The sequence below is a fragment of the Pseudomonas sp. VEM90 genome, from assembly GCF_054611535.1.
Map to the genome: position 1 here is coordinate 14,338 of NZ_JBTRAR010000035.1, position 21,317 is coordinate 35,654.

The window sequence follows — 21,317 nt, forward strand, 5'->3', positions numbered from 1 at the left end:
GGGCCTGCCGGCAAGCTGGCGAGTGGCACGGACCACCCGCCTAATCATCTTGTTATGCGCCGACCACGATCGGCTTCGCCAGGTCGGGGCGCAGGGTTGCAGCGCTTTCTGGCGCCACACCGGCCTCGAACTCCGAGCGGAAGTATTTGATGGCACTGCCCAGCGGCTCGACGGCACCTGGTGCGTGAGCACAGAAGGTGCGGCCTGGGCCAAGGAAGTTGACCAGCCCCAGCAGGGTCTCGATGTCTTCGGCGCGGCCCTGGCCTCTTTCCAGTGCACGCAGCATCTTCACGCTCCACGGCAGGCCGTCACGGCATGGGGTGCACCAGCCACACGATTCGCGGGCGAAGAACTCTTCCATGTTGCGCAGCAGTGACACCATGTTGATGCTGTCGTCGACCGCCATGGCCAGGCCAGTACCCATACGGGTGCCGACCTTGGCGATGCCACCGGCGTACATTTGTGCATCGAGGTGCTCGGGCAGCAGGAAGCCGGTACCGGCGCCGCCTGGCTGCCAGCACTTGAGCTTGAAGCCATCGCGCATGCCGCCGGCGTAGTCTTCGAACAATTCGCGCGCGGTAACGCCGAATGGCAGTTCCCACAGGCCTGGGTTCTTCACCTTGCCGGAGAAGCCCATCAGCTTGGTGCCATGGTCTTCGCTGCCTTCGCGGGCCAGCGACTTGTACCAGTCGTTGCCGTTGGCGACGATGGCCGGCACGTTGCACAGGGTTTCGACGTTGTTCACGCACGTCGGCTTGCCCCACACGCCAACGGCGGCAGGGAAGGGCGGCTTGGAGCGCGGGTTGGCGCGGCGGCCTTCCAGCGAGTTGATCAGCGCGGTTTCTTCACCGCAGATGTAGCGGCCGGCACCGGTGTGCACGAACAGCTCGAAATCGAAACCGCTGCCCAGGATGTTCTTGCCCAGCAGGCCGGCGGCCTTGGCTTCATCGATGGCGCGGTTGAGGTTCTTCGCTGCGGTGGTGTATTCGCCACGCAGGAAGATGTAGCCGCGGTAGGCCTTGAGGGCGCGGGCGCTGATCAGCATGCCCTCGACCAGCAGATGGGGCTGTTGCTCCATCAGCATGCGGTCCTTCCAGGTGTTCGGCTCCATTTCGTCCGCGTTGCACAGCAGGTAGCGGATGTTCATGGATTCGTCTTTGGGCATCAGGCCCCACTTCACGCCAGTGGGGAAGCCTGCACCGCCACGGCCCTTGAGGCCGGAGTCCTTGACGCTTTGCACGATGTCGTCGGCGGACATCTGTGCCAGCGCCTTGCGGGCTGCGGCGTAGCCGTTCTTCGATTCGTACTCGGCCAGCCAGACCGGCTCGCCGTCGTCACGCAGGCGCCAGGTCAGCGGGTGGGTTTCGGCCGAGCGCGCGATGCGGTTGGCCGGGCCGAAGGAAGTAATGGTCATACGTAACCCTCCAGCAGTTTGGAAACGCCAGCCGGCTGTACATCACCGAAGGTGTCGTCGTCGATCATCAGCGCCGGGGCCTTGTCGCAGTTGCCCAGGCAGCACACAGGCAACAGGGTGAAACGGCCGTCGGCGGTGGTCTGGCCGAGGCCGATGCCCAGCTCGTTCTGAATCTGGCTGACCACCGACTCATGGCCGCCGATGTAGCAGACCATGCTGTCGCACACGCGGATGATGTGGCGGCCTACCGGTTGGCGGAAGATCTGGCTGTAGAAGGTGGCGACACCCTCGACGTCGCTGGCCGGAATGCCCAGCACTTCGCCGATGGCGTGGATGGCGCCGTCCGGCACCCAGCCACGCTCTTTCTGGACGATCTTCAGGGCTTCGATGGACGCCGCACGCGGGTCCTCGTAGTGATGCATTTCGTGCTCGATGGCCGAGCGCTCGGTTTCGCTCAGGGCGAAACGGTCTGTCTGGATAAGCGTGCTGTTCATGCTTAGCGGTCCACGTCAGCCATAACGAAGTCGATACTGCCCAGATACGCAATGAGGTCGGCGACCATGCTGCCTTTGATCACCGAAGGGATCTGCTGCAGGTGCGGGTAGCTCGGGGTACGGATCCGGGTGCGGTAGCTCATGGTGCCGCCATCGCTCGTCAGGTAGTAACTGTTGATGCCCTTGGTCGCCTCGATCATCTGGAACGACTCGTTGGCCGGCATGACCGGGCCCCACGAGACTTGCAGGAAGTGCGTGATCAGGGTCTCGATGTGCTGCAGCGTGCGCTCTTTCGGCGGCGGCGTGGTCAGCGGGTGATCCGCCTTGTACGGGCCTTCCGGCATGTTGCGCAGGCACTGGTCGATGATGCGGATACTCTGGCGCATCTCCTCGACACGTACCATGCAGCGATCGTAGGCATCGCCGTTGTGGGCCAGCGGTACTTCGAACTCGAAGTTCTCGTAGCCGGAGTAAGGGCGGGCTTTACGCAGGTCGAAGTTGCAACCGGTAGCGCGCAGGCCGGCACCGGTGGTGCCCCATTCCAGCGCTTCCTTGGTGTTGTACGCGGCAACGCCGATGGTACGACCCTTGAGGATGCTGTTTTGCAGGGCGGCCTTGGTGTATTCGTCGAGACGCTTGGGCAGCCACTCGACAAAGTCCTTGACCAGCTTGTCCCAGCCGCGTGGCAGGTCGTGAGCGACGCCACCGATGCGATACCAGGCAGGGTGCAGGCGGAAACCGGTGATCGCTTCGATCACGGTGTAGGCGCGCTGGCGGTCGGTGAAGGTGAAGAACACCGGTGTCATGGCGCCGACGTCCTGGATGTAGGTGCCCAGGAACAGCAGGTGGCTGGTGATGCGGAAGAACTCGGCCAGCATGATGCGAATCACGTCGACCTTCTGCGGCACCTGGATGCCCGCCAGCTTCTCGACCGCAAGCACGTACGGCAGGTTGTTCATCACCCCGCCGAGGTAATCGATACGGTCGGTATAGGGGATGAAGCTGTGCCAGGACTGGCGCTCGGCCATTTTCTCGGCGCCACGGTGGTGGTAGCCGATGTCCGGTACGCAGTCGACGATCTCTTCCCCGTCCAGCTGCAGGACGATACGGAACGCACCGTGCGCCGAAGGGTGGTTGGGGCCGAGGTTGAGGAACATGTAGTCCTCGTTGGCACCCTGACGCTTCATGCCCCAGGCTTCCGGGTTGAAGCGTGCCGACTCCTCTTCAAGCTGCTGCTTGGCCAGGGTCAGGCTGTAGGGGTCGAACTCGGTCGCACGGGCAGGGTAGTCCTTGCGCAGCGGGTGACCTTCCCAGGTCGGCGGCATCATGATGCGGCTGAGGTGCGGGTGGCCGGCAAAGTCGATGCCGAACATGTCCCAGACTTCGCGCTCGTACCAGTTGGCGTTTGGCCAGATGCCCGTCACGGTCGGCAGGTTCAGGTCGCCTTCGCTGAGCGACACCTTGATCATCACGTCGCTGTTACGCTCGATCGACAACAGGTGGTAGAACACGCTGAAATCGGCGGCTGGCAGGCCACGGCGCTGGGTGCGCAGGCGCTCGTCGACGCCATGCAGGTCGTACAGCATGCTGTAAGGCTTGGCGACGCCGCGCAGGAAGCTGAGCACCTCTTTGAGCTGGGCGCGTTTTACCCACAACACGGGCATGCCGGTGCGGGTTTCCTGGGCGACGAATGCTTCGGCGCCAAAACGGTTGTTCAGTTCGACGACCACATCCTGGTCGTCAGCCTTGTAGGGCGGAATAAAAATAGCGTTGTCCGCTGTCATGGTCTCGGTCGCTTTGGGTCAACGTTAAGAATGAAGCCAGGCCGCCGGCTCCTTCCGGAGCGGGCGGCAGGTCGCTGGATCAGACTTCGTCGGGGCTGCGCAGGTTGGTTACTGCAATGCGCTGCTCACGACGCAGGTCTTTCTGGGCTGGCATCTCGGCACGGTAAATACCTTGATCACCAACAACCCAGGAAAGCGGGCGTCGTTCTTGGCCAATCGACTCCTGCAGCAGCATCAAGCCTTGCAGGAAAGCCTCAGGGCGTGGCGGGCAGCCAGGCACATAGACGTCCACGGGGAGGAACTTGTCGACCCCCTGAACGACCGAGTAGATGTCGTACATACCACCGGAGTTGGCGCACGAACCCATGGAAATGACCCATTTCGGTTCGAGCATCTGCTCGTACAGGCGCTGGATGATCGGCGCCATTTTCACGAAACAGGTACCGGCAATGACCATGAAGTCGGCCTGCCGCGGCGAGGCCCGGATGACTTCGGCGCCGAAGCGGGCGATGTCGTGGGGTGCCGTGAAGGCTGTGGTCATTTCCACGTAGCAGCAGGACAGGCCGAAGTTGTACGGCCAGAGGGAGTTCTTGCGACCCCAATTGACCGCGCCACGCAGCACATCTTCAAGTTTACCCATGAAGATGTTCTTGTGGACCTGGTCCTCTAGCAGTTGATCGGTGACGGTTTCCCGTTCACCGACCGGGTACTGCTCGTTGGGCGCATCCGGATCGATTCTGGTGAGATTGTATTGCATGCCAAAGCCTCATTGTTTCAGCTTCGCTTGCCGCTTGCGGCGACCTTCGGGAGCCCAATCAAGTGCCCCGACGCGCCATAGGTAGACAAGACCTGCCAACAGAATTGCTATGAAAACGAGTGCTTCGACGAATCCGGTCCAGCCGCTTTCGCGGACGGACACAGACCATGCAAAGAGAAAGAGGGCTTCGATATCGAAGATCACGAACAGCATCGCGACCAGATAGAATTTGGCGGACAGGCGCAGGCGAGCGCTGCCGACGGGCAGCATGCCGGATTCGAAGGGTTCGTTCTTGGCGCGGCCCCAAGCCTTGCTACCGAGCAGGCTGGACAGGCCGAGCATGAAGGCGCACAGGCCGACGACACCCAGGAGGAAGATGGCAAAGCCCCAGTTGTGGGCGATGAGTCCTGCCGAATCGGACATGCTAGAGATCCTTATACAGAGACCCAGCTCTGCAGTCTGAAATAAGTGTAGAGCGGCGACTTGGCGTCGCACATGCAGTGACCAAATGTCGCAGCCGAATCAATCGCGCTGATTTTATGGGTAAACCTGGTGCAAGTAAAATTTCTGTCGCAAATTTATTCGTAGGATTAAGTACAAAAACCGTTCGTAACTGGCTGAGAGCCTTGAGATTCGGGCATTACGTGCGGTTTTGTTAATTATGTTTCTTGCGGTGGGTAACGAATTGTAAGCTCTGTAATGATAATTAATATCGTTTGGGCTGCTGCCTTCGAATTTCGCTGTTCTGCGCCTTGTAAAGTTCATCTGGCGATTCCCCCTACTTGCAATTGCAAAAAACCCTTGTTCTAGCAGCTTTCGGTACTGCGCGCACCGCTCTGGGTCAATACTTTATCGGTTGAGCGATGACCGACTGATGAAGCGATGGCCCATTGGCCGAGCCAGTAGGCGAGGATGATCAGGTACGGTGCGGCGGCGAACGGGCTGACGAAGCGGTCGATGCCGATCAGGCTGTCCGAGAATACGAACAGGCCGGCACCCAGCGCGGCCGGGCCGCTGCAGGCCAGGGCGCGCCAGAGCATCGCGCTGATGGCCAAGGTGTACAGCGTGACCGGGATCAGCAGCGGGCCGAGGCCATGGCTGGTCAGCACGCCTAGCAGTGTGATGCCAGCGATGGCGCTGAATGCCAGCGCAGGCAAGGCTGGGCACAGGGTAATGCCGCAATAGGCGCGCAGGTAGGCCAGGTGGGCGCATAGGAAGGCGACCAGGCCAAACACGAACAGGTCCGCAGGGATGGCCAGCAGGAGGTCGCCGAGTACCGAGAAGCCCAGGCCGATCGAGATCCATGTGCGATAAGGCGAGACCGGGGTGTTGCGCAGCCAGGCAATCAAGGCCAGCACCGGGATGGGTTTGGCCATGAGGGCGAGCAGGGTGTTGTCGCTGGCCAGTGCGTATATATAGAGGGCAGCGGCGGTCAGGGCGAGAATCATCAGGTGGCTTGGACGAGGCATGGGCGGTCCTTGCTGCTGGGCTGCCACAAGCATAGCCCTGATCCGGGGTTTTGTTGTGGCCTGTACCGGCCCTTTCGCGGGTAAACCCGCTCCCGCAGCGGCCTGCGCCCAATCACCGATGTGTGTCCCCTCCCGATCAGTGTAGGAGCGGGTTTACCCGCGAATACGGTAGCGGCGGCAACGGTGAACGGCTGGTGAAAATTGGCCAGCAGGCCCGGCCCTTTCTCGGGTAAAAACAAAGGCCCGGAGCTTTCACAAGCCCCGGGCCTTTGTTCAAAGGCAACCCACTATCAGTGGAACTGCTCTTCTTCGGTCGAACCGGTCAGTGCAGTCACCGACGAAGCGCCACCCTGGATCACAGTGGTCATGTCGTCGAAGTAGCCAGTGCCCACTTCCTGCTGGTGCGCCACGAAGGTGTAGCCCTTGTTGGCGTCAGCGAATTCCTGCTCCTGCAGCTTCACGTAGGCGGTCATGTCGTTGCGGGCGTAGTCGTGCGCCAGGTTGAACATGCCGTGCCACATGTTGTGGATGCCGGCCAGGGTGATGAACTGATGCTTGTAACCCATGGCCGACAGTTCGCGCTGGAACTTGGCGATGGTGGCGTCGTCCAGGTTTTTCTTCCAGTTGAAGGAAGGCGAGCAGTTGTAGGACAGGATCTGGTCCGGGTACTCCTTCTTGATCGCCTCGGCGAAGCGGCGGGCTTCGTCCAGGTCCGGCTTGGCGGTTTCACACCAGATCAGGTCGGCGTACGGGGCGTAGGCCAGGCCGCGGGCAATTGCCTGGTCGAGGCCGGCGCGGACCTTGTAGAAGCCTTCACGGGTGCGCTCGCCAATCACGAACGGCTGGTCGTACGGGTCGCAGTCGCTGGTCAGCAGGTCGGCGGCGTTGGCGTCGGTACGGGCCAGGATGATGGTCGGTACGCCCGATACGTCAGCGGCCAGGCGAGCAGCCACCAGCTTCTGTACGGCTTCCTGGGTGGGTACCAGTACCTTGCCACCCATGTGGCCGCATTTTTTTACCGAGGCCAGTTGGTCTTCGAAGTGCACGCCGGCGGCGCCTGCTTCGATCATGTTCTTCATCAGCTCGTAGGCGTTCAGTACGCCGCCGAAACCGGCTTCGGCGTCGGCCACGATTGGCGCGAAGTAGTCGATGTAGCCTTCGTCGCCCGGGTTCTTGCCGGCTTTCCACTGGATCTGGTCGGCGCGGCGGAACGCGTTGTTGATGCGTTTGACCACGGTCGGTACCGAGTCGACCGGGTACAGCGACTGGTCAGGGTACATGGACTCGGCCGAGTTGTTGTCGGCGGCAACCTGCCAGCCGGACAGGTAGATGGCCTGGATGCCGGCCTTGACCTGTTGTACAGCCTGGCCGCCAGTCAGGGCGCCCATGCAGTTGACGAAATCTTTGTCGGGGCGGAAGGACGGGTGGGCACCTTCGGTGACCAGCTTCCACAGTTTTTCTGCACCCTGACGGGCAAAGGTGTGCTCAGGTTGCACGGAGCCACGCAGGCGAACGACATCGGCGGCGGTGTAGGTACGGGTCACGCCTTTCCAGCGCGGGTTCTCGGCCCAGTCTTTCTCGAGGGCTGCAATTTGCTGTTCGCGTGTCAGTGCCATGGAAATAAACCTCGTCGCATCGATCTTGGGTTAATTGTGCTGATGCTCTGGGCAGATCAGGTGCCTGGCGGCTGTCCTGTTCGCAGGGGTGCGGCGGCGAACGAGAAGGCTCGAAGGGGAAGGTTGGGCAGGCCAGGCGAAGGTGCGCTCCGGCAGGTCGGCTCGTGGTTGCCTTGCTGCGGTGCTACGCGATTGCCAGTACTGCGGTGATGCGCTTCCGTCCCTCGGGACAACTTCTTCGTTGCAGTCGCAATCCCGTCGAACCGCCTTGTGGGCCGTATAGACACGAGGCGCCTCCTGGGGTGGAAGGAGCGCGCCCCGAAGGCCCTTGCCAGGGCCCCTGATTAGCGGGAGCGAGGCCATCATGCCCTTGGGAAAAAGACCCTGTCAAATGTTTTGTAGTGCTTTTTTGTCCTTACTACATCTTTGGTCTAATGCGACTTGGCAGTCAGTTTCAAGGCCCTTGGTCGAAGCCTTGAATTGCCTGGGATCAGTCGACAAGGTCGACTTTGACACGCAATGTCATGTTTTCACCCCGTTGGGTGCTGTACGTATGGCTTGACGCGCTGCGGTCGGCTTGGCTCTGCTGGTTGAACCCCGCCAGGGTGATCCACTCGCCGAGCTTGCCAGTGACTGTCGTGTCGGTACTTTGTACTTTCACTACATCTGCACGTTCATGGCTGATGCGGTCATTATTGCTGCTTATTTGCAGGCGAACCGTTTCGCCGCTCAGGCTCGGGGTTACGTAGAAGCCTTGGGTCACGTTGCGGTATTCGGTGTTGCTCTGAATGCGCCCATAGCCGTCTGTGCTGGTGCTGGTAATGGGGATGCTCTGGCCCACCTGGATCAGTGCCGGTTGCCCTTCGCTGGCTTGTACCTGCTGCATCCCGCCATCGCGGTTGCGGGTGCCGTAGTGAATGACGCGTGCGTTGCCGCGGTTGTCCTGGAAATTGCTATCGTTGTTGTCGACGCTGATCAGCAGGCGCTTGGGCGCGGTATCCAGTTGTTGCAACAGGGCGCGCAGGTCGTCGATGCGCTCGGGGCTGGCGTTGACGATCAGTTTGTTCTCGAAGGCGCTGATCGTGCCGTCCTTGCCGATGAAGGCCTGCAGGGCGGGCAGCAGTTCGGCGCTGCTGCGATGCTGAAGTGGCACCACCTCGGTGGCGGCATGGGTGGTGAGGCTGGCAACCAGCAACAGGGAGGCGAAAAGGGGGCGTAGCGGCATGTCCATGATCTCCGCAGGTGGAACCAACATGATGGCAAATTTGCTGACTTTTTGCCGGATCCGGATCACGCCGGCACGGTTGCAGACGGTCGTATTATCCTGATTTATCTTGTAGGCTATAAATTATAGTAGACAAGATAATTGAGGTTAATTGCATGTCTCCCGTTCGCCCGCTCCTGCGCCGTAATCAGTTGGCCAACGCACTGGCCCAAGACTTGGCCGGCGAGTCGTTGGTCGATTACAGCTCGGGCATGTTCCTGGCCGCGCCCCGGCGTACGGGCAAGAGCACCTTCCTCAACAACGACTTCATACCGGAATGCGTACAGCGCGGTTGGCTACCGGTTTACGTCGACCTGTGGTCGGATCGCGACGCCGCCCCTGCGCAGCTCATCAGTGGCGCCATCGGTACTGCGCTGGCCAGATTCGAAGGTGCGCTGGCCAGGACTGCGAAAAAGGCCGGTATCGACAAGGTCAACCTGCTGCGCACCCTGAGCTGGGATTTCACCCGCCCGCAACTGCCGGCGGGTACTACCTTGGCCCAGGCGCTTGCCGTGTTGCATCAAGTGTCAGGGCAGCTGGTAGTGCTGATCATCGACGAGGCTCAGCACGCCCTTAACAGTGAAGATGGCCTCAATGCGATGTTCGCGCTGAAAGCCGCGCGTGACCACCTTAACCGTGGCGACCGTCCAGACGGCTTGCGCCTGGTGTTCACGGGCTCTAGTCGCGACAAGCTGGCCAACCTGGTACTCAAGAGCAAGCAGCCATTCTTTGGTGCCAGCATCACGCCCTTTCCGTTGCTGGGGCGTGAATATGTCGAATTCATCACCGCCCTGTGGAACCGTCGCCTGGCCGACAGTAACCAGTTCAAGGTAGAGGACCTGGCATACGCGTTCGAACTGGTCGGCCGGCGCCCGGAAATGCTCAACAAACTGTTGGCCGAAGTTAGCGTCGGCCTGGGTGAGGCGGGCAACCTGGGTGAACTGCTGCGCAATGGGGCGCTGAATCATCAAGCCGGGGTGTGGAGTGACTACGAAAGCGCTTGGAACGAACTTACGCCGTTGCAGCAGGCAGTGCTAGAGGTCATGGCCGAGCGCACGCTGGGCCGGCAGCCGTTTTCCCCGTTTACCGAGCAAACCCTGGTAGAGGTCAGCCGCAAGCTGGAGCAGGCCCAGGCGGTAGCCAACGTCAACACGGCAAACGTACAGAAGGCCCTTGATGCCCTGCGCGACAAGGAGCTGGTATGGAAAGCCAATCGTGGCGAGTACACGTTGGAAGATACTTCCATGGCCGAATGGCTCGCCCGCGACCAGGCAGTTGCCAGCCACAGGTGAACCTTTGAGGTGCCCCGTAAGTCGCACTCACAGGGAGCGCGTGAGGTGATTGCATGAACGGTGTCCTGATCTTGCTGTCATGGCTTTGCAGTCTTGGTGCACAGGCTGCAGCGGACACGCTGCGCATCAAGCAGCTGCAGCGTTGCGGTGAGCGGGTGTTGAACTGGAGCTGGGGCATTCACCGGGTCGGGGCACGCAATGTGAAGGGTGATGAGGTCGATTCGCTGGTGCGCTCCGGGCTGGCGATGAGCGGCTACGCAAGCGCCACAGTTCCAACATCGACATGCGCGTGGATGTCAGTGCTGCTGCCTGCATACGCCCAGTGTCAGCCGAGGCTGCGCATTGCGGCACGTCGTACGCAACACCCTTGGTGACTGCCACTGTGGCGACGATGCTGTCGATCAACCCGGCACTTACCCCGGAACAGGTGCGCATGCTGTTGCGGCGCAGTGCCTTGACCCTGGGCGTCGAACAGGATTTCGAAGCGATGGATGCCGAAGACCTGACGGCGCCGATCCGGCCGCCTGAGCGACCCGGATCTGGGCCGTTCGGCGCGCCTGGACATGCAGCGTGCGCTGGACCTGGCCGTGCAGAGCCTGGAACGTGTGCGTTGAGCGGTGGCCGCTTTCCGACAAATTCCGTAACATCGCGCCCCTCGTTTTTAAATCGTCCTCCGGACTGAACCACAGGAAGCCCATGAAGCCCGCCCGACTACGCGCCGACCTGCTCGCCGGCCTCACCACCTCGTTCGCCTTGGTCCCCGAGTGCATCGCCTTTGCCCTGGTGGCCCACCTCAACCCGCTGATGGGCCTGTATGGCGCGTTCATCATTTGTACCCTGACGGCGCTGTTCGGCGGGCGGCCGGGGATGATCTCCGGCGCTGCCGGCTCGATGGCGGTGGTGATCGTCGCGCTGGTGGTGCAGCACGGCGCGCAGTATCTGCTGGCGACGGTGCTGCTGGGCGGCGTGGTCATGATCCTGTTCGGCGTGCTGCGCTTGGGCAAGCTGGTGCGCCTGGTGCCATACCCGGTCATGCTCGGTTTCGTGAACGGTCTGGCCATCGTCATCGCCATGGCTCAGCTGGAGCATTTCAAGGACGGCGAACACTGGCTCACTGGCACGCCGCTGTACCTGATGGTCGGCCTGGTGGCGCTGACCATGGCGGTGGTTTATGTGCTGCCGAAACTGACCCGCGCGGTGCCGCCGGCTCTGGTGGCGATCCTCGGTGTCGGCCTGCTGGTGTACTTGCTCGGGCTGCCTACCCGCACCCTGGGTGACATGGCGCACATCGCTGGTGGCCTGCCTGGGCTGGTCCTGCCGGATGTGCCCTGGAATCTGGAAACCCTGAAGATCATCGCCCCTTATGCGGTGCTGATGGCCATGGTCGGCCTGCTGGAAACACTGCTCACCCTCAACCTGACCGATGAAATCACCGAGAGCCGTGGCTTCCCGGACCGCGAGTGTGTGGCACTGGGCGCTGCGAACATGGTGTCGGGCCTGTGCGGCGGCATGGGCGGCTGCGCGATGATCGGGCAGACGGTGATCAACCTCAGCTCCAATGGCCGAGGCCGGTTGTCGGGCGTAGTGGCCGGTGTGATGATTCTGCTGTTCGTGCTGTTCCTGTCGCCGCTGATCGAGCGTATTCCACTGGCAGCGCTGGTCGGGGTGATGTTCGTGGTGGCCCAGCAGACCTTTGCCTGGGCGTCGTTGCGGGTGTTGCACAAGGTGCCGGTAAATGATGTGCTGGCGATCATTGCGGTGACCGTGGTCACGGTGTTCACTGACCTGGCCATGGCGGTGCTGTTCGGTATCATCATCGCGGCGCTCAACTTTGCCTGGCAGCATGCGCGCGAGCTGTATGCCGACACCCATGAGGACGCGGGGGGCGGCAAGCGTTATCAGTTACATGGCACGCTGTTCTTCGCCTCGACCACCTCGTTCCTCAACCAGTTCGACACGGCCGGGGACCCGGCGCAGGTCACGCTGGATTGCCAGCATTTGAGCTTTGTCGATTATTCGGCGGTTGCGGCGCTGAAAACCCTGCGCGAGCGCTATGCCAAGGCGGGCAAGCATTTGCGCGTGGTGCATTTGTCGGATCGGTGCAAGAAGCTGCTGAAGCGGGCTGGCGAGCAGCACTGAGCTTGATTGTGGCCTGTACCGGCCTCTTCGCGGGCACGCCCGCTCCCACAGGGGGGGCACAATGTTTGGGCCTGCGGCCATTCTGTGGGAGCGGGCGGGCCCGCGAAGAGGCCGGCACAGGCGATTGCATCATTCCCCGCGGCTCTTCTTGACGATGCCGTCGGCAATGCTCGCAGGCGCCTCGGCATAGCGGGTGAACTCCATCGAGAAGCTTGCCCGGCCTTGGGTCATCGAGCGCATCGAGGTGGCGTAGCCGAACATTTCACCCAGCGGCACTTCGGCACGGATCACCTTGCCAGCCGGCGTTTCATCACCGTCCTGGATCATGCCGCGACGTCGGCTCAAGTCGCCGAGGATGTCGCCCTGGTACTCCTCCGGCGTCACCACCTCAACCTTCATCACCGGCTCCAGCAACACTGCGCCACCTTTCTGCGACAACTGCTTGGTGGCCATTGATGCGGCGATCTTGTAGGCCATCTCGTTGGAGTCGACATCGTGGTACGAGCCGTCGAACACGGCGGCCTTGAGGTTGATCAGTGGGTAGCCGGCAAGCACGCCGTTCTTCATTTGCTCCTCGATACCCTTCTGGATGGCCGGGATGTACTCGCGCGGTACCACGCCGCCGACAATCTCGTTGATGAACTCCAGGCCTTCTTTGCCTTCATCACCGGGGGCGAAACGGATCCAGCAATGGCCGTACTGGCCGCGGCCGCCGGATTGGCGAACGAAGCGGCCCTCGATCTCGCAGGTGTTGCGGATCTTCTCGCGGTAGGCCACCTGTGGCTTGCCGATGTTGGCCTCGACGTTGAACTCGCGGCGCATGCGGTCGACGATGATGTCCAGGTGCAGCTCGCCCATGCCCGAGATGATGGTCTGGCCGGTCTCTTCATCGGTACGCACGCGGAATGAGGGGTCTTCCTGGGCCAGCTTGCCCAGCGCGATCCCCATTTTTTCCTGGTCGGCTTTGGTTTTTGGCTCCACTGCTACGGAAATCACCGGGTCGGGGAAGTCCATGCGTTCGAGAATGATCGGCTTGTCCATGTCGCACAGGGTGTCGCCGGTGGTCACGTCCTTCATGCCGATCAGTGCGGCGATGTCGCCGGCACACACGTCCTTGATTTCTGCGCGTTGGTTGGCGTGCATCTGCACCATGCGGCCAATGCGCTCTTTTTTGCCCTTGACCGAGTTGAGCACCGCGTTGCCGGAGCTGAGCACACCGGAATACACCCGGGCGAAGGTGAGGGTGCCGACGAACGGGTCGGTGGCGATCTTGAAGGCCAGTGCCGAGAACGGTTCATTGTCGTCGGCGTGGCGTTCCAGGTGCTTTTCTTCGTCGTCGGGGTCGGTGCCCTTGATTGCCGGGATTTCCGACGGGGCGGGAAGGTAGTCGATCACAGCGTCGAGCATCAGCGGCACGCCCTTGTTCTTGAACGATGAGCCGAGGATGGTGGGCACGATTTCGTTGGCAATGGTGCGCTGGCGCAACCCGGCCTTGATCTCTTCGATGCTCAGCTCCTCGCCATCGAGAAACTTCATGGTCAGCTCGTCATTGGCCTCGGCCGCAGCTTCGATCATGTGCGCGCGCCATTTGTCGGCAAGCTCCTGCAGATCGGCTGGAATATCTTCTTCGCGGTAACTGGTGCCCTGATCGGCATCGTTCCAGTAGATGGCCTTCATCTTCACCAGGTCGATCTGGCCCATGAAGTTTTCTTCGCTGCCGATGGCCAGCTGGATGGGCACCGGGTGGTGCCCCAGGCGTTGATCGATCTGCTTGACCACGCGCAGGAAGTCGGCACCCTGGCGGTCCATCTTGTTGATGTAGGCCAGGCGTGGCACGTGATACTTGTTGGCCTGGCGCCAGACGGTCTCGGACTGCGGCTCGACGCCGTCAGCGCCGCTGAATACCACGACCGCGCCATCGAGCACGCGCAATGAGCGCTCCACCTCGATGGTGAAATCGACGTGGCCTGGGGTGTCGATGATGTTGAAACGGTACTTGTGGGCGAACTGCTTGGTCGAGCCTTGCCAGAACGCCGTAGTCGCCGCCGAAGTGATGGTGATGCCGCGTTCCTGCTCCTGGGCCATCCAGTCCATGGTCGCCGCGCCATCGTGCACTTCGCCCATCTTGTGGTTGACCCCGGTGTAGAACAGGATCCGCTCGGTGGTCGTGGTCTTGCCGGCATCCACGTGGGCGACGATGCCGATATTGCGGTACAGCTCGATGGGCGTTGTGCGGGCCATGGCGGACTACCTGTGGGTGGGCGGATTCCACCAAGTTAGCAGACCGGTGGAATCCTGCCCTGCCGCCGGGCTGTCAGTCGGCCAGGGCTTGCAGCATCCACTGGCCATCCACTTCGCGGGCCAGGCCGCTGGCCGGCAGCAAGGCCAGCAGGCGCGCGTGCAGGGCGGCCTCGGTAAAGGTCTTGAGGGTGGTCAGGTCCAGCGCACCGATCAGGGTGAGATCAGCCTTGGTGTACGACAGCCAGGCTTTTTTCAACACCTGGGCGACGTCGCTACCGGCGGTGCTGGCGAACCGGCGGTGCCACTGGCGGCCTTCGAAAGTGAAGTTGTGCGCGTGGCTGTAGGTGCTTTGGTCGGCGCCTTCTACGCAGCGGTGGCAGTGGCATGGGCCCTCGCCGAAGGCGTTGCGCAGGTAGCTGTTGAAGTCCACGACGGGCTTGAGGGACAGGCGTTTGTCGACTTCGAACAGGTCGGCGATCAGGGGTTCTTCGGCGCTCACTCGGGATCCTCGTGTGGTGTGGCGTGCATCGGCGGGCACCCTAACAGATCGGGGCATTCAGATCACCTGTTGCAGGTGCCCCGCATACCCCAAGCAACATGCGATCCCTGTGGGAGCGGGCGTGCCCGCGAAGAGGCCAGTAGAGACAACAGAGACTGCCTGCCGTACTCTACGCGCCCCTACGCCTATACACCCACCGAGGTAACCCCGTTTGAGCACCAAGTACCCGTACATCGCCACCGTGACCATCAGCGCCGAAGACCGTGGCGGAGATACCGAAGCCTCGGAAAACCCCAAGATGCGCGTGGGCCTGGAAGCGGTGACCGAAACCCTGAAGAAGGTGCATTTCGTCGGTACGCTCGCGGCCCCTGAGAAACCGGCCACGCACATTTGCGTAACCCTGGAGAACGGCCTGACCTATTACGGCCCGATCGTTAACGGCCATGCCGAACTGGAAGGCGGCTGGATCGCCTTCGAGTCCGACATGCTCACCCCGCAAGAGCTGGGCCTGTAAGCCTCAGCTCAGTTCTGCCAGGCACTGCTCGAGGATATCCAGCCCTTCCTCGAGCACCTCGGCCTCGATGGTCAGCGGTGCCAGCAGGCGAATGATGTGCCGCGCCTTGCCGCTGGGCATCAGCAGCAGGCCCTTGGCTCGGGCCGCTTCCATCACCTGGGCCAGTTGTGCCGGTGCCGGGCTGCCATCGGCATTGACGAACTCGATCCCTCGCATGGCGCCCACGCCGGTCAGGCGGCCGATGTATGGGCTCAGGCCCGAGGCCTTCCAGCGCTCATGGCGGCTGACGATGGCCTGCTCCTGCCGTTCACCCCAGGTTGCAACGTTTTCGTCGGTCATCTGCGCCAGGCTGGCCAAGGCCGCCGCGCAGGCAATCGGGTTGCCTGAATAGGTGCCACCCAGGCCGCCCTTGGGCAGCGCCGCCATCAATTCCTTGCGCCCGACCACTGCACCCAGCGGCATACCGCCAGCAATGCTCTTGGCCAGCAACAGCAGGTCGGGTTCGATGCCCAGGCGCGGAAACGCGAAGCGCTGGCCGGTACGGCCGAAGCCCGACTGGATTTCGTCGATGATGATCAGGATGCCGCGCTCGTCGCAGAAACGGCGCAGGGCCTGGGCGAAGGCCGGGTCAAGGGCAAGGAAGCCGCCTTCGCCCTGCACCGGCTCGAAGATGAACGCCGCGACGTCCTCCACCGCCAGCTCGACGCTGAACAGGCGGTCCATGGCCTTGAGCGCCTGCTCGCAGGTAACCCCGGTATCCGCGCTGGGGTAGGGCAGGTGGTACACAGGCCCGGGCAGTTCACCGACCCGCTGCTTGTAGGGGGCGACCTTGCCATTGAGGTTCAGGGTGGCCAGGGTGCGGCCGTGGAAGCCGCCGTCGAAAGCGATGATGGCACGTTTGCCGGTAGCGCCACGGGCCACTTTCAGGGCGTTCTCCGCCGCTTCCGCGCCGCTGTTGGTGAGCATGCCGGCCAGTGGGTAGCTGAGCGGGACGAACTGGCTCAGTTGCTCCATCAGTGCCAGATACGGGCCGTGAGGGGCCGCGTTGAAGGCATAGTGGGTCAGGCGGGTGGCCTGAGCCTGGATGGCCTCGACTACAGCGGGGTTGCAATGGCCCAGGTTGAGCACGCCGATACCGCCGACGAAGTCGATGTAACGTTTGCCGTCAGTGTCCCAGACTTCGGCATTACGGCCATGGGAAAGTGTGATCGGGTGAACGATGGCAATGGATTGGCTGATACTTTCCTGGTTCATGGGGCACGCGGACCTTGTTCGAGTTTCTTATTATCCAAGCGTGTCGGCGGGTTATTCCGCAAACGAATTATTCGATTGCGGTCATTCCATGGATTCGTGATCTGGCCGGTTTTTTGGGTTGGCTGTGCCGGCCTCTTCGCGGGCAAGCCCGCTCCTACCAGAGGCCGGGGCAGGTCAAATCAATCCCCTTCAGCCACCCGTTCCCGGATCCACTGCACAAAGGCTCTGATCTTGGGCACTTCGGCCGCATGCTCGGCATGCGCAATGAAGTGCCTCCCGTTGCTTGCCACAGGGTGGTCCCAGGCCACCACCAGCTTGCCTTCGCTCAGCTCTTCGGCCACCAGATAGCGGGGAATCAGGGCTATGCCGCAGCCGGAAATGGCGGCGCGGATGCACAGGTAGAACGTGTCGAAGCGCGGCCCGTGGTAGCTGTTCTGGCTATGCAGCCCAAGCCCCAGGAACCACTCGTGCCAGGCCTCCGGCCGCGACACGCATTGCAACAGCCGGTGCTCAGTCAGCGCCTGGGCGCTGTCGAAACGGTGGCTGGCCAGCAGTTGCGGGCTGCACACCGGCACCACTTCTTCGCTGAACAACTCGATGCAGGTCGCCCCGGGCCAGGTGCCCTGGCCGAAGAAAAAGGCGACGTCAGCCTTGGCCTGTACCAGGTCGAATGGCTCTAGCTCGTTGCGCACATCCAGGTGAATTCGTGGGTAGCGGTCACCAAAACCCTTGAGCCTGGGCACCAGCCAGCGGGCGCCGAAGGTCGGCTGGGTGGCGATGCGCAGCACTTCGGTTTCGTCGCCGTAGCTGAGGATGTAGCGGCTGGATATGTCGATCTGGGTGAGGATCTTGTTCACTTCGGTGAGGTACAGCGCGCCGGCCGGGGTCAGGTGCAGGCGTCGGCGAATACGCTGGAACAGCGAGTGCGAGAGCATGTCCTCAAGCTGCGCGACCTGCTTGCTGACGGCGCTCTGGGTCAGGTGCAGTTCCTGGGCCGCGCGGGTGAAACTGAGGTGGCGGGCGGCCGCTTCGAAGCACTGAAGGGCGGTGGTCGAAGGCATCAGGCGTTTGGACATGACGGGCAAATACCGAGCAAAAAAGGAAGGAGTTCATTCCATAAAGGAATTATGTGGTTCGAAAAGGTCGTTTGTTGACCCCGGCCTATAGATTAATACTGACCTGGATCAACGATTACAACCGGTCATGCGAAGAGGAGGTCAATACCCGCTTCGGTCATCTGCAAAAAACAACAACAACACACATCAGAAATTTATAAGAATTCTGCTCAGACCTTCAGCCGCTTTGCTGCGGCCGACCCATTCGAGGGTTCTTCATGGCTTCGCAAGACAACAAGAAACAGCGCTCACTGCAGCACGGCCTGACTTCCCGTCAGGTTTCCATGATCTCCATTGCCGGCATCATCGGCGCCGGGTTGTTCATCGGGTCCTCCAACGCCATTGCCACCGCCGGCCCGGCCATCCTCATCTCCTACGCCATGACTGGCCTGCTGGTCTTGCTGGTGATGCGCATGCTGGGTGAAATGGCCATCGCAAACCCCAACAGCGGCTCATTTTCCACCTACGCCACGGAAGCCATTGGCCCTTGGGCAGGCTTTACCATCGGCTGGTTGTACTGGTGGTTCTGGGTGTTGATCATTCCGGTGGAGGCCATTGCCGGTGCCGATATCCTGCATGCCTACTTCCCTGGCGTGCCCTCCTGGCTGTTCGCTTTCCTGATCATGCTGGTGCTGTCCTGCACCAACCTGGTCAGCGTGAAGAACTTCGGTGCCTTCGAGTACTGGTTCGCGCTGGTCAAGGTGGTCGCAATCATTGGCTTCATCGGGGTCTGCACCTTGGCTGTGTTCGGCTTCTGGCCGCTGGCGGAGGTGTCCGGGGTCAGCCGGCTGTGGGACAGCGGTGGTTTCATGCCCAATGGCTTCGGGACGGTGCTTGGGGGCGTGCTGATCACCATCTTCTCGTTCTTCGGTGCCGAAATTGTCACCATCGCGGCTGACGAGACCGCCAACCCGAAAGACAAGATTCGCCGCGCCACCAACCTGGTGGTGTACCGCATCGCCATCTTCTATCTGGCGTCGATCTTCCTGGTGGTGTCGCTGGTGGCCTGGAACGACCCCGAGCTGAAAGCGGTAGGGTCGTTCCAGCGTGTACTGGAAGTGCTGAACGTGCCGGGCGCCAAGCTGCTGGTTGACCTGGTGGTGCTGGTGGCGGTGACAAGTTGCATGAACTCGGGGCTCTACACCGCGTCGCGCATGCTCTATTCGCTTGGCGCTCGTGGTCAGGCGCTTAGCGTGACCAAGCGCATCTCCGGTTCCGGCGTGCCGACCGTAGCGGTGATCTTCTCCACCCTGGCAGGTTTTGCAGGCTGCTTCGTCAACTACGTGTTCCCGGGCAAGGTGTTTGGCTTCCTGCTGTCGACCACTGGCGCCATCGCCTTGCTGGTGTACCTGGTCATTGCCGTGTCGCAGCTGCGCATGCGTGCCCGTGCCGAACGTGAAGGGCGCCCGCTGGAGCTGAAGATGTGGCTGTTCCCATGGCTGACCTGGCTGGTGATCGGCACCATCGTCATGGTGCTGGGCTACATGCTGTTCAGCGATGCCTACCGCTACGAAACGCTGATGACCGCTGGGGTGACCGCGTTCATCCTGCTGGTTTCGCTGACCCAGCGGCGTGCCAAGATGGTTGCCCAGACGGCCTGATGTTTCTGCTTTAATGGGGGCGTTGCGCGCCCCCATTCCAACAAGCACAGGAAGCGTATGACTGATCACACACTTTCCCTTCAAGCCCTCGCGGCGCCTGAGGGTACCTGCTACGGCTGTGGCTGTTCCCACCCCAGCGGCCTGCACCTGCAAAGCCACTGGGACGCCGACGGTGTTCACCTGGTGTGCCGACACTCGCCCCACAGCACCTTCATTGGCTGGCCTGGCCTGGTTTACGGTGGCCTGCTGGCGATGCTGGTCGACTGCCACTCCAACTGGACGGCGATGGCGTACCACTACCGTAACGAAGGCCGAGAGCCGGGCAGCCTGCCGCGTATCGACTGCGTTACCGGCACGCTCAACCTGACCTACCTGAAACCAACGCCGATGGGTGTCGAGCTGTTGCTCAAGGCGCGTGTCGAAGGCGAAGTGGGGCGCAAGAGCCGGGTCATCTGCGAAGTCTGGGCAGAGGATGTACTGACTGTGACCGCCGACTCCGTGTTTGTCCGCGTCGATACCGAAAAGCTCAAGCTCAAGGCCCACGGCCAGGCCTGAGCTGCCAACGCTGATGAGTGGTCGGTGATGGTCAGCGGCTGGGGATGTCTCTAGAGTGACAGGTTCATTCCCTTGGCAAGGTTGATCATGACCGATCTCAGTGCTTTCCCCATTACTCGCAAATGGCCCGCCAAACATCCCGAACGCCTGCAGTTGTACTCGCTGCCGACGCCCAACGGGGTGAAAGTGTCGATCATGCTCGAAGAGATTGGCTTGGCTTACGAGGCGCACAGGGTCAGCTTCGACAATGATGACCAATTGAGCCCCGAATTCATCTCGCTCAGCGCGAACAACAAGATCCCCGTCATCCTCGACCCTAACGGGCCGGGTGGTCAGCCGCTGCCGCTGTTCGAATCGGGGGCGATCTTGCAGTACCTGGCGGAGAAGAGCGGCCAGCTGCTCAGCCAGGACCCCGCCCAGCGCTATCAGACCCTGCAGTGGCTGATGTTCCAGATGGGTGGCATCGGGCCGATGTTCGGCCAGGTCGGGTTCTTCCATTTCTTTGCTGGCAAGGAATATGAAGACAAGCGCCCGCGTGACCGCTATGTCAACGAGTCCAAGCGGCTGCTGGGCGTGCTGGATCGGCATTTAGAAGGTCGGCAGTGGATGGCTGAGGAATACAGCATCGCCGACATCGCCATCTTCCCTTGGGTGCGTAACCTGGTGGAGCGCTACAACGCCCGTGACCTGGTGGGCTTCGACCAGTTCAAGGAAGTGCAGCGCGTGCTGGCGAATTTCTTCGAACGGCCAGCCGTGCAGCGTGGCCTGAAAATCCCGGGTTGATCAACCCGTGCAGGGACAACAGCCTTGCGCAAACTTCGAAACGCCTGCGCGGTCGCCCGTAGGCGCGGGTTTACCCGCGAAAGGGCCGGCCCTGCTGGCCAATTTCCACCCGTTGTTCACCGTTGTCGCCGCTACCGTATTCGCGGGTAAACCCGCTCCTACGCCGGATCGGTGGTGGACACAGGTCGGTGATTGGGCGCAGGCCCTCGTAGGAGCGGGTTTACCCGCGAAAGGGCCGGCCCTGCTGGCCAATTTCCACCAGCCGTTCACGGTTGCCGCCGCTACCGTATTCGCGGGTAAACCCGCTCCTACACAGATTGGTGGTGGACACACACCGGAGGTTGGACACAGGCCGTCGTGTAGGAGCGGGTTTACCCGCGAAAGGGCCGGACCTGCTGGCCAATCTCCACCCGCTGTTCGCGGTTGCCGCCGCTACCGTATTCGCGGGTAAACCCGCTCCTACGCCGGATCGGTGGTGGACACAGGTCGGTGATTGGGCGCCGGTCGTCGTAGGAGCGGGTTTACC

General features: G+C 61.8%; 18 protein-coding genes and 1 pseudogene. 7 read left to right on the forward strand and 12 right to left on the reverse strand.

Annotated elements, in window-relative coordinates:
* Nucleotides 1-52: 52 nt before the first annotated feature.
* The 8 genes from nuoF to ACYCCG_RS24875 form a co-directional block, all read right to left on the reverse strand.
* Nucleotides 53-1,414 (reverse strand): NADH-quinone oxidoreductase subunit NuoF, encoded by a 1,362-nt coding sequence (gene nuoF / locus ACYCCG_RS24840; RefSeq protein WP_020192000.1) that lies wholly within the window; start codon nucleotides 1,412-1,414, stop codon nucleotides 53-55.
* A complete protein-coding gene (gene nuoE / locus ACYCCG_RS24845; RefSeq protein ID WP_161892702.1) occupies nucleotides 1,411-1,908 on the reverse strand; it encodes an NADH-quinone oxidoreductase subunit NuoE in 498 nt (165 codons plus the stop codon). The genes nuoF and nuoE overlap by 4 nt, the downstream gene beginning before the upstream one ends.
* Nucleotides 1,909-1,910: 2 nt before the next feature.
* Nucleotides 1,911-3,692 carry an NADH-quinone oxidoreductase subunit C/D gene (gene nuoC / locus ACYCCG_RS24850; protein ID WP_021783221.1) on the reverse strand — a complete coding sequence of 594 codons (1,782 nt, stop codon included), beginning with the start codon at nucleotides 3,690-3,692 and terminating at the stop codon, nucleotides 1,911-1,913.
* Nucleotides 3,693-3,771: 79 nt separating this feature from the next.
* Nucleotides 3,772-4,449 carry a NuoB/complex I 20 kDa subunit family protein gene (locus tag ACYCCG_RS24855; protein WP_003251429.1) on the reverse strand — a complete coding sequence of 226 codons (678 nt, stop codon included), beginning with the start codon at nucleotides 4,447-4,449 and terminating at the stop codon, nucleotides 3,772-3,774.
* A gap of 9 nt (nucleotides 4,450-4,458) precedes the next feature.
* Complete coding sequence (locus tag ACYCCG_RS24860) at nucleotides 4,459-4,872, reverse strand: NADH-quinone oxidoreductase subunit A (RefSeq protein ID WP_003251427.1); 414 nt, start codon at nucleotides 4,870-4,872, stop codon at nucleotides 4,459-4,461.
* 383 nt (nucleotides 4,873-5,255) lie between these two features.
* Nucleotides 5,256-5,918 carry a lysoplasmalogenase gene (locus ACYCCG_RS24865; RefSeq protein ID WP_252458621.1) on the reverse strand — a complete coding sequence of 221 codons (663 nt, stop codon included), beginning with the start codon at nucleotides 5,916-5,918 and terminating at the stop codon, nucleotides 5,256-5,258.
* Between the two features lie 290 nt (nucleotides 5,919-6,208).
* Nucleotides 6,209-7,534, reverse strand: a complete 1,326-nt coding sequence (aceA, locus tag ACYCCG_RS24870; RefSeq protein ID WP_176682218.1) for an isocitrate lyase — start codon at nucleotides 7,532-7,534, stop codon at nucleotides 6,209-6,211.
* Nucleotides 7,535-8,024: 490 nt separating this feature from the next.
* Nucleotides 8,025-8,789 carry a secretin N-terminal domain-containing protein gene (locus ACYCCG_RS24875; RefSeq protein ID WP_176682219.1) on the reverse strand — a complete coding sequence of 255 codons (765 nt, stop codon included), beginning with the start codon at nucleotides 8,787-8,789 and terminating at the stop codon, nucleotides 8,025-8,027.
* Nucleotides 8,790-8,914: 125 nt separating this feature from the next.
* On the opposite strand from ACYCCG_RS24875, the gene ACYCCG_RS24880 reads away from it, so the two are divergent.
* The 3 genes and pseudogenes from ACYCCG_RS24880 (at nucleotide 8,915) to ACYCCG_RS24890 (ending at nucleotide 12,229) form a co-directional block, all read left to right on the forward strand.
* The gene (locus ACYCCG_RS24880) at nucleotides 8,915-10,090 is read left to right on the forward strand and encodes an ATP-binding protein (protein WP_459672115.1); all 1,176 of its coding nucleotides are present in this window, start codon (nucleotides 8,915-8,917) and stop codon (nucleotides 10,088-10,090) included.
* 146 nt (nucleotides 10,091-10,236) lie between these two features.
* Nucleotides 10,237-10,704: pseudogene (locus ACYCCG_RS24885) on the forward strand (S8 family serine peptidase); the annotation flags it as partial.
* A gap of 82 nt (nucleotides 10,705-10,786) precedes the next feature.
* Nucleotides 10,787-12,229: a SulP family inorganic anion transporter gene (locus ACYCCG_RS24890; RefSeq protein ID WP_459672117.1), complete on the forward strand. Its 1,443-nt coding sequence runs from the start codon at nucleotides 10,787-10,789 to the stop codon at nucleotides 12,227-12,229.
* Between the two features lie 129 nt (nucleotides 12,230-12,358).
* Here the strand turns inward: ACYCCG_RS24890 and fusA are convergent, their stop codons facing one another.
* The gene (gene fusA, locus ACYCCG_RS24895; protein WP_176682222.1) at nucleotides 12,359-14,470 is read right to left on the reverse strand and encodes an elongation factor G; all 2,112 of its coding nucleotides are present in this window, start codon (nucleotides 14,468-14,470) and stop codon (nucleotides 12,359-12,361) included.
* A gap of 73 nt (nucleotides 14,471-14,543) precedes the next feature.
* On the reverse strand, nucleotides 14,544-14,969 hold the full coding sequence (locus ACYCCG_RS24900; protein ID WP_176682223.1) for a hypothetical protein: 426 nt from the start codon (nucleotides 14,967-14,969) through the stop codon (nucleotides 14,544-14,546).
* 211 nt (nucleotides 14,970-15,180) lie between these two features.
* Here ACYCCG_RS24900 and ACYCCG_RS24905 point away from each other — a divergent pair, with 211 nt between their 5' ends.
* Entirely contained in the window at nucleotides 15,181-15,483 is a 303-nt protein-coding gene (locus tag ACYCCG_RS24905) for a hypothetical protein (protein ID WP_209967149.1), read from the forward strand.
* 3 nt (nucleotides 15,484-15,486) lie between these two features.
* On the opposite strand, the gene ACYCCG_RS24910 is transcribed toward ACYCCG_RS24905, so the two are convergent.
* Together ACYCCG_RS24910 and gcvA are read right to left on the reverse strand one after the other, a co-directional pair.
* Nucleotides 15,487-16,737: a 2-aminoadipate transaminase gene (locus ACYCCG_RS24910; RefSeq protein ID WP_459672120.1), complete on the reverse strand. Its 1,251-nt coding sequence runs from the start codon at nucleotides 16,735-16,737 to the stop codon at nucleotides 15,487-15,489.
* A gap of 179 nt (nucleotides 16,738-16,916) precedes the next feature.
* Nucleotides 16,917-17,813, reverse strand: coding sequence for a transcriptional regulator GcvA (gene gcvA / locus ACYCCG_RS24915; protein WP_003251398.1), 897 nt, complete (start codon nucleotides 17,811-17,813; stop codon nucleotides 16,917-16,919).
* Nucleotides 17,814-18,070: 257 nt separating this feature from the next.
* On the opposite strand from gcvA, the gene ACYCCG_RS24920 reads away from it, so the two are divergent.
* From ACYCCG_RS24920 to ACYCCG_RS24930, 3 genes are all read left to right on the forward strand, one after another.
* Entirely contained in the window at nucleotides 18,071-19,453 is a 1,383-nt protein-coding gene (locus tag ACYCCG_RS24920; RefSeq protein ID WP_176682226.1) for an amino acid permease, read from the forward strand.
* Nucleotides 19,454-19,510: 57 nt separating this feature from the next.
* On the forward strand, nucleotides 19,511-20,008 hold the full coding sequence (locus ACYCCG_RS24925) for a PaaI family thioesterase (RefSeq protein WP_339443265.1): 498 nt from the start codon (nucleotides 19,511-19,513) through the stop codon (nucleotides 20,006-20,008).
* 87 nt (nucleotides 20,009-20,095) lie between these two features.
* Nucleotides 20,096-20,791, forward strand: coding sequence for a glutathione S-transferase N-terminal domain-containing protein (locus ACYCCG_RS24930; RefSeq protein ID WP_459672124.1), 696 nt, complete (start codon nucleotides 20,096-20,098; stop codon nucleotides 20,789-20,791).
* Nucleotides 20,792-21,317: the final 526 nt, after the last annotated feature.

Coding starts and splice junctions, on each gene's coding strand:
- nuoF (WP_020192000.1), bottom strand. CDS start 1,414: ATGACCATTACTTCCTTCGGCCCGGCCAACCGCATCGCGCGCTCGGCC.
- nuoE (WP_161892702.1), bottom strand. CDS start 1,908: ATGAACAGCACGCTTATCCAGACAGACCGTTTCGCCCTGAGCGAAACC.
- nuoC (WP_021783221.1), bottom strand. CDS start 3,692: ATGACAGCGGACAACGCTATTTTTATTCCGCCCTACAAGGCTGACGAC.
- ACYCCG_RS24855 (WP_003251429.1), bottom strand. CDS start 4,449: ATGCAATACAATCTCACCAGAATCGATCCGGATGCGCCCAACGAGCAG.
- ACYCCG_RS24860 (WP_003251427.1), bottom strand. CDS start 4,872: ATGTCCGATTCGGCAGGACTCATCGCCCACAACTGGGGCTTTGCCATC.
- ACYCCG_RS24865 (WP_252458621.1), bottom strand. CDS start 5,918: ATGCCTCGTCCAAGCCACCTGATGATTCTCGCCCTGACCGCCGCTGCC.
- aceA (WP_176682218.1), bottom strand. CDS start 7,534: ATGGCACTGACACGCGAACAGCAAATTGCAGCCCTCGAGAAAGACTGG.
- ACYCCG_RS24875 (WP_176682219.1), bottom strand. CDS start 8,789: ATGTTGGTTCCACCTGCGGAGATCATGGACATGCCGCTACGCCCCCTT.
- ACYCCG_RS24880 (WP_459672115.1), top strand. CDS start 8,915: ATGTCTCCCGTTCGCCCGCTCCTGCGCCGTAATCAGTTGGCCAACGCA.
- ACYCCG_RS24890 (WP_459672117.1), top strand. CDS start 10,787: ATGAAGCCCGCCCGACTACGCGCCGACCTGCTCGCCGGCCTCACCACC.
- fusA (WP_176682222.1), bottom strand. CDS start 14,470: ATGGCCCGCACAACGCCCATCGAGCTGTACCGCAATATCGGCATCGTC.
- ACYCCG_RS24910 (WP_459672120.1), bottom strand. CDS start 16,737: ATGAACCAGGAAAGTATCAGCCAATCCATTGCCATCGTTCACCCGATC.
- gcvA (WP_003251398.1), bottom strand. CDS start 17,813: ATGTCCAAACGCCTGATGCCTTCGACCACCGCCCTTCAGTGCTTCGAA.
- ACYCCG_RS24920 (WP_176682226.1), top strand. CDS start 18,071: ATGGCTTCGCAAGACAACAAGAAACAGCGCTCACTGCAGCACGGCCTG.
- ACYCCG_RS24925 (WP_339443265.1), top strand. CDS start 19,511: ATGACTGATCACACACTTTCCCTTCAAGCCCTCGCGGCGCCTGAGGGT.
- ACYCCG_RS24930 (WP_459672124.1), top strand. CDS start 20,096: ATGACCGATCTCAGTGCTTTCCCCATTACTCGCAAATGGCCCGCCAAA.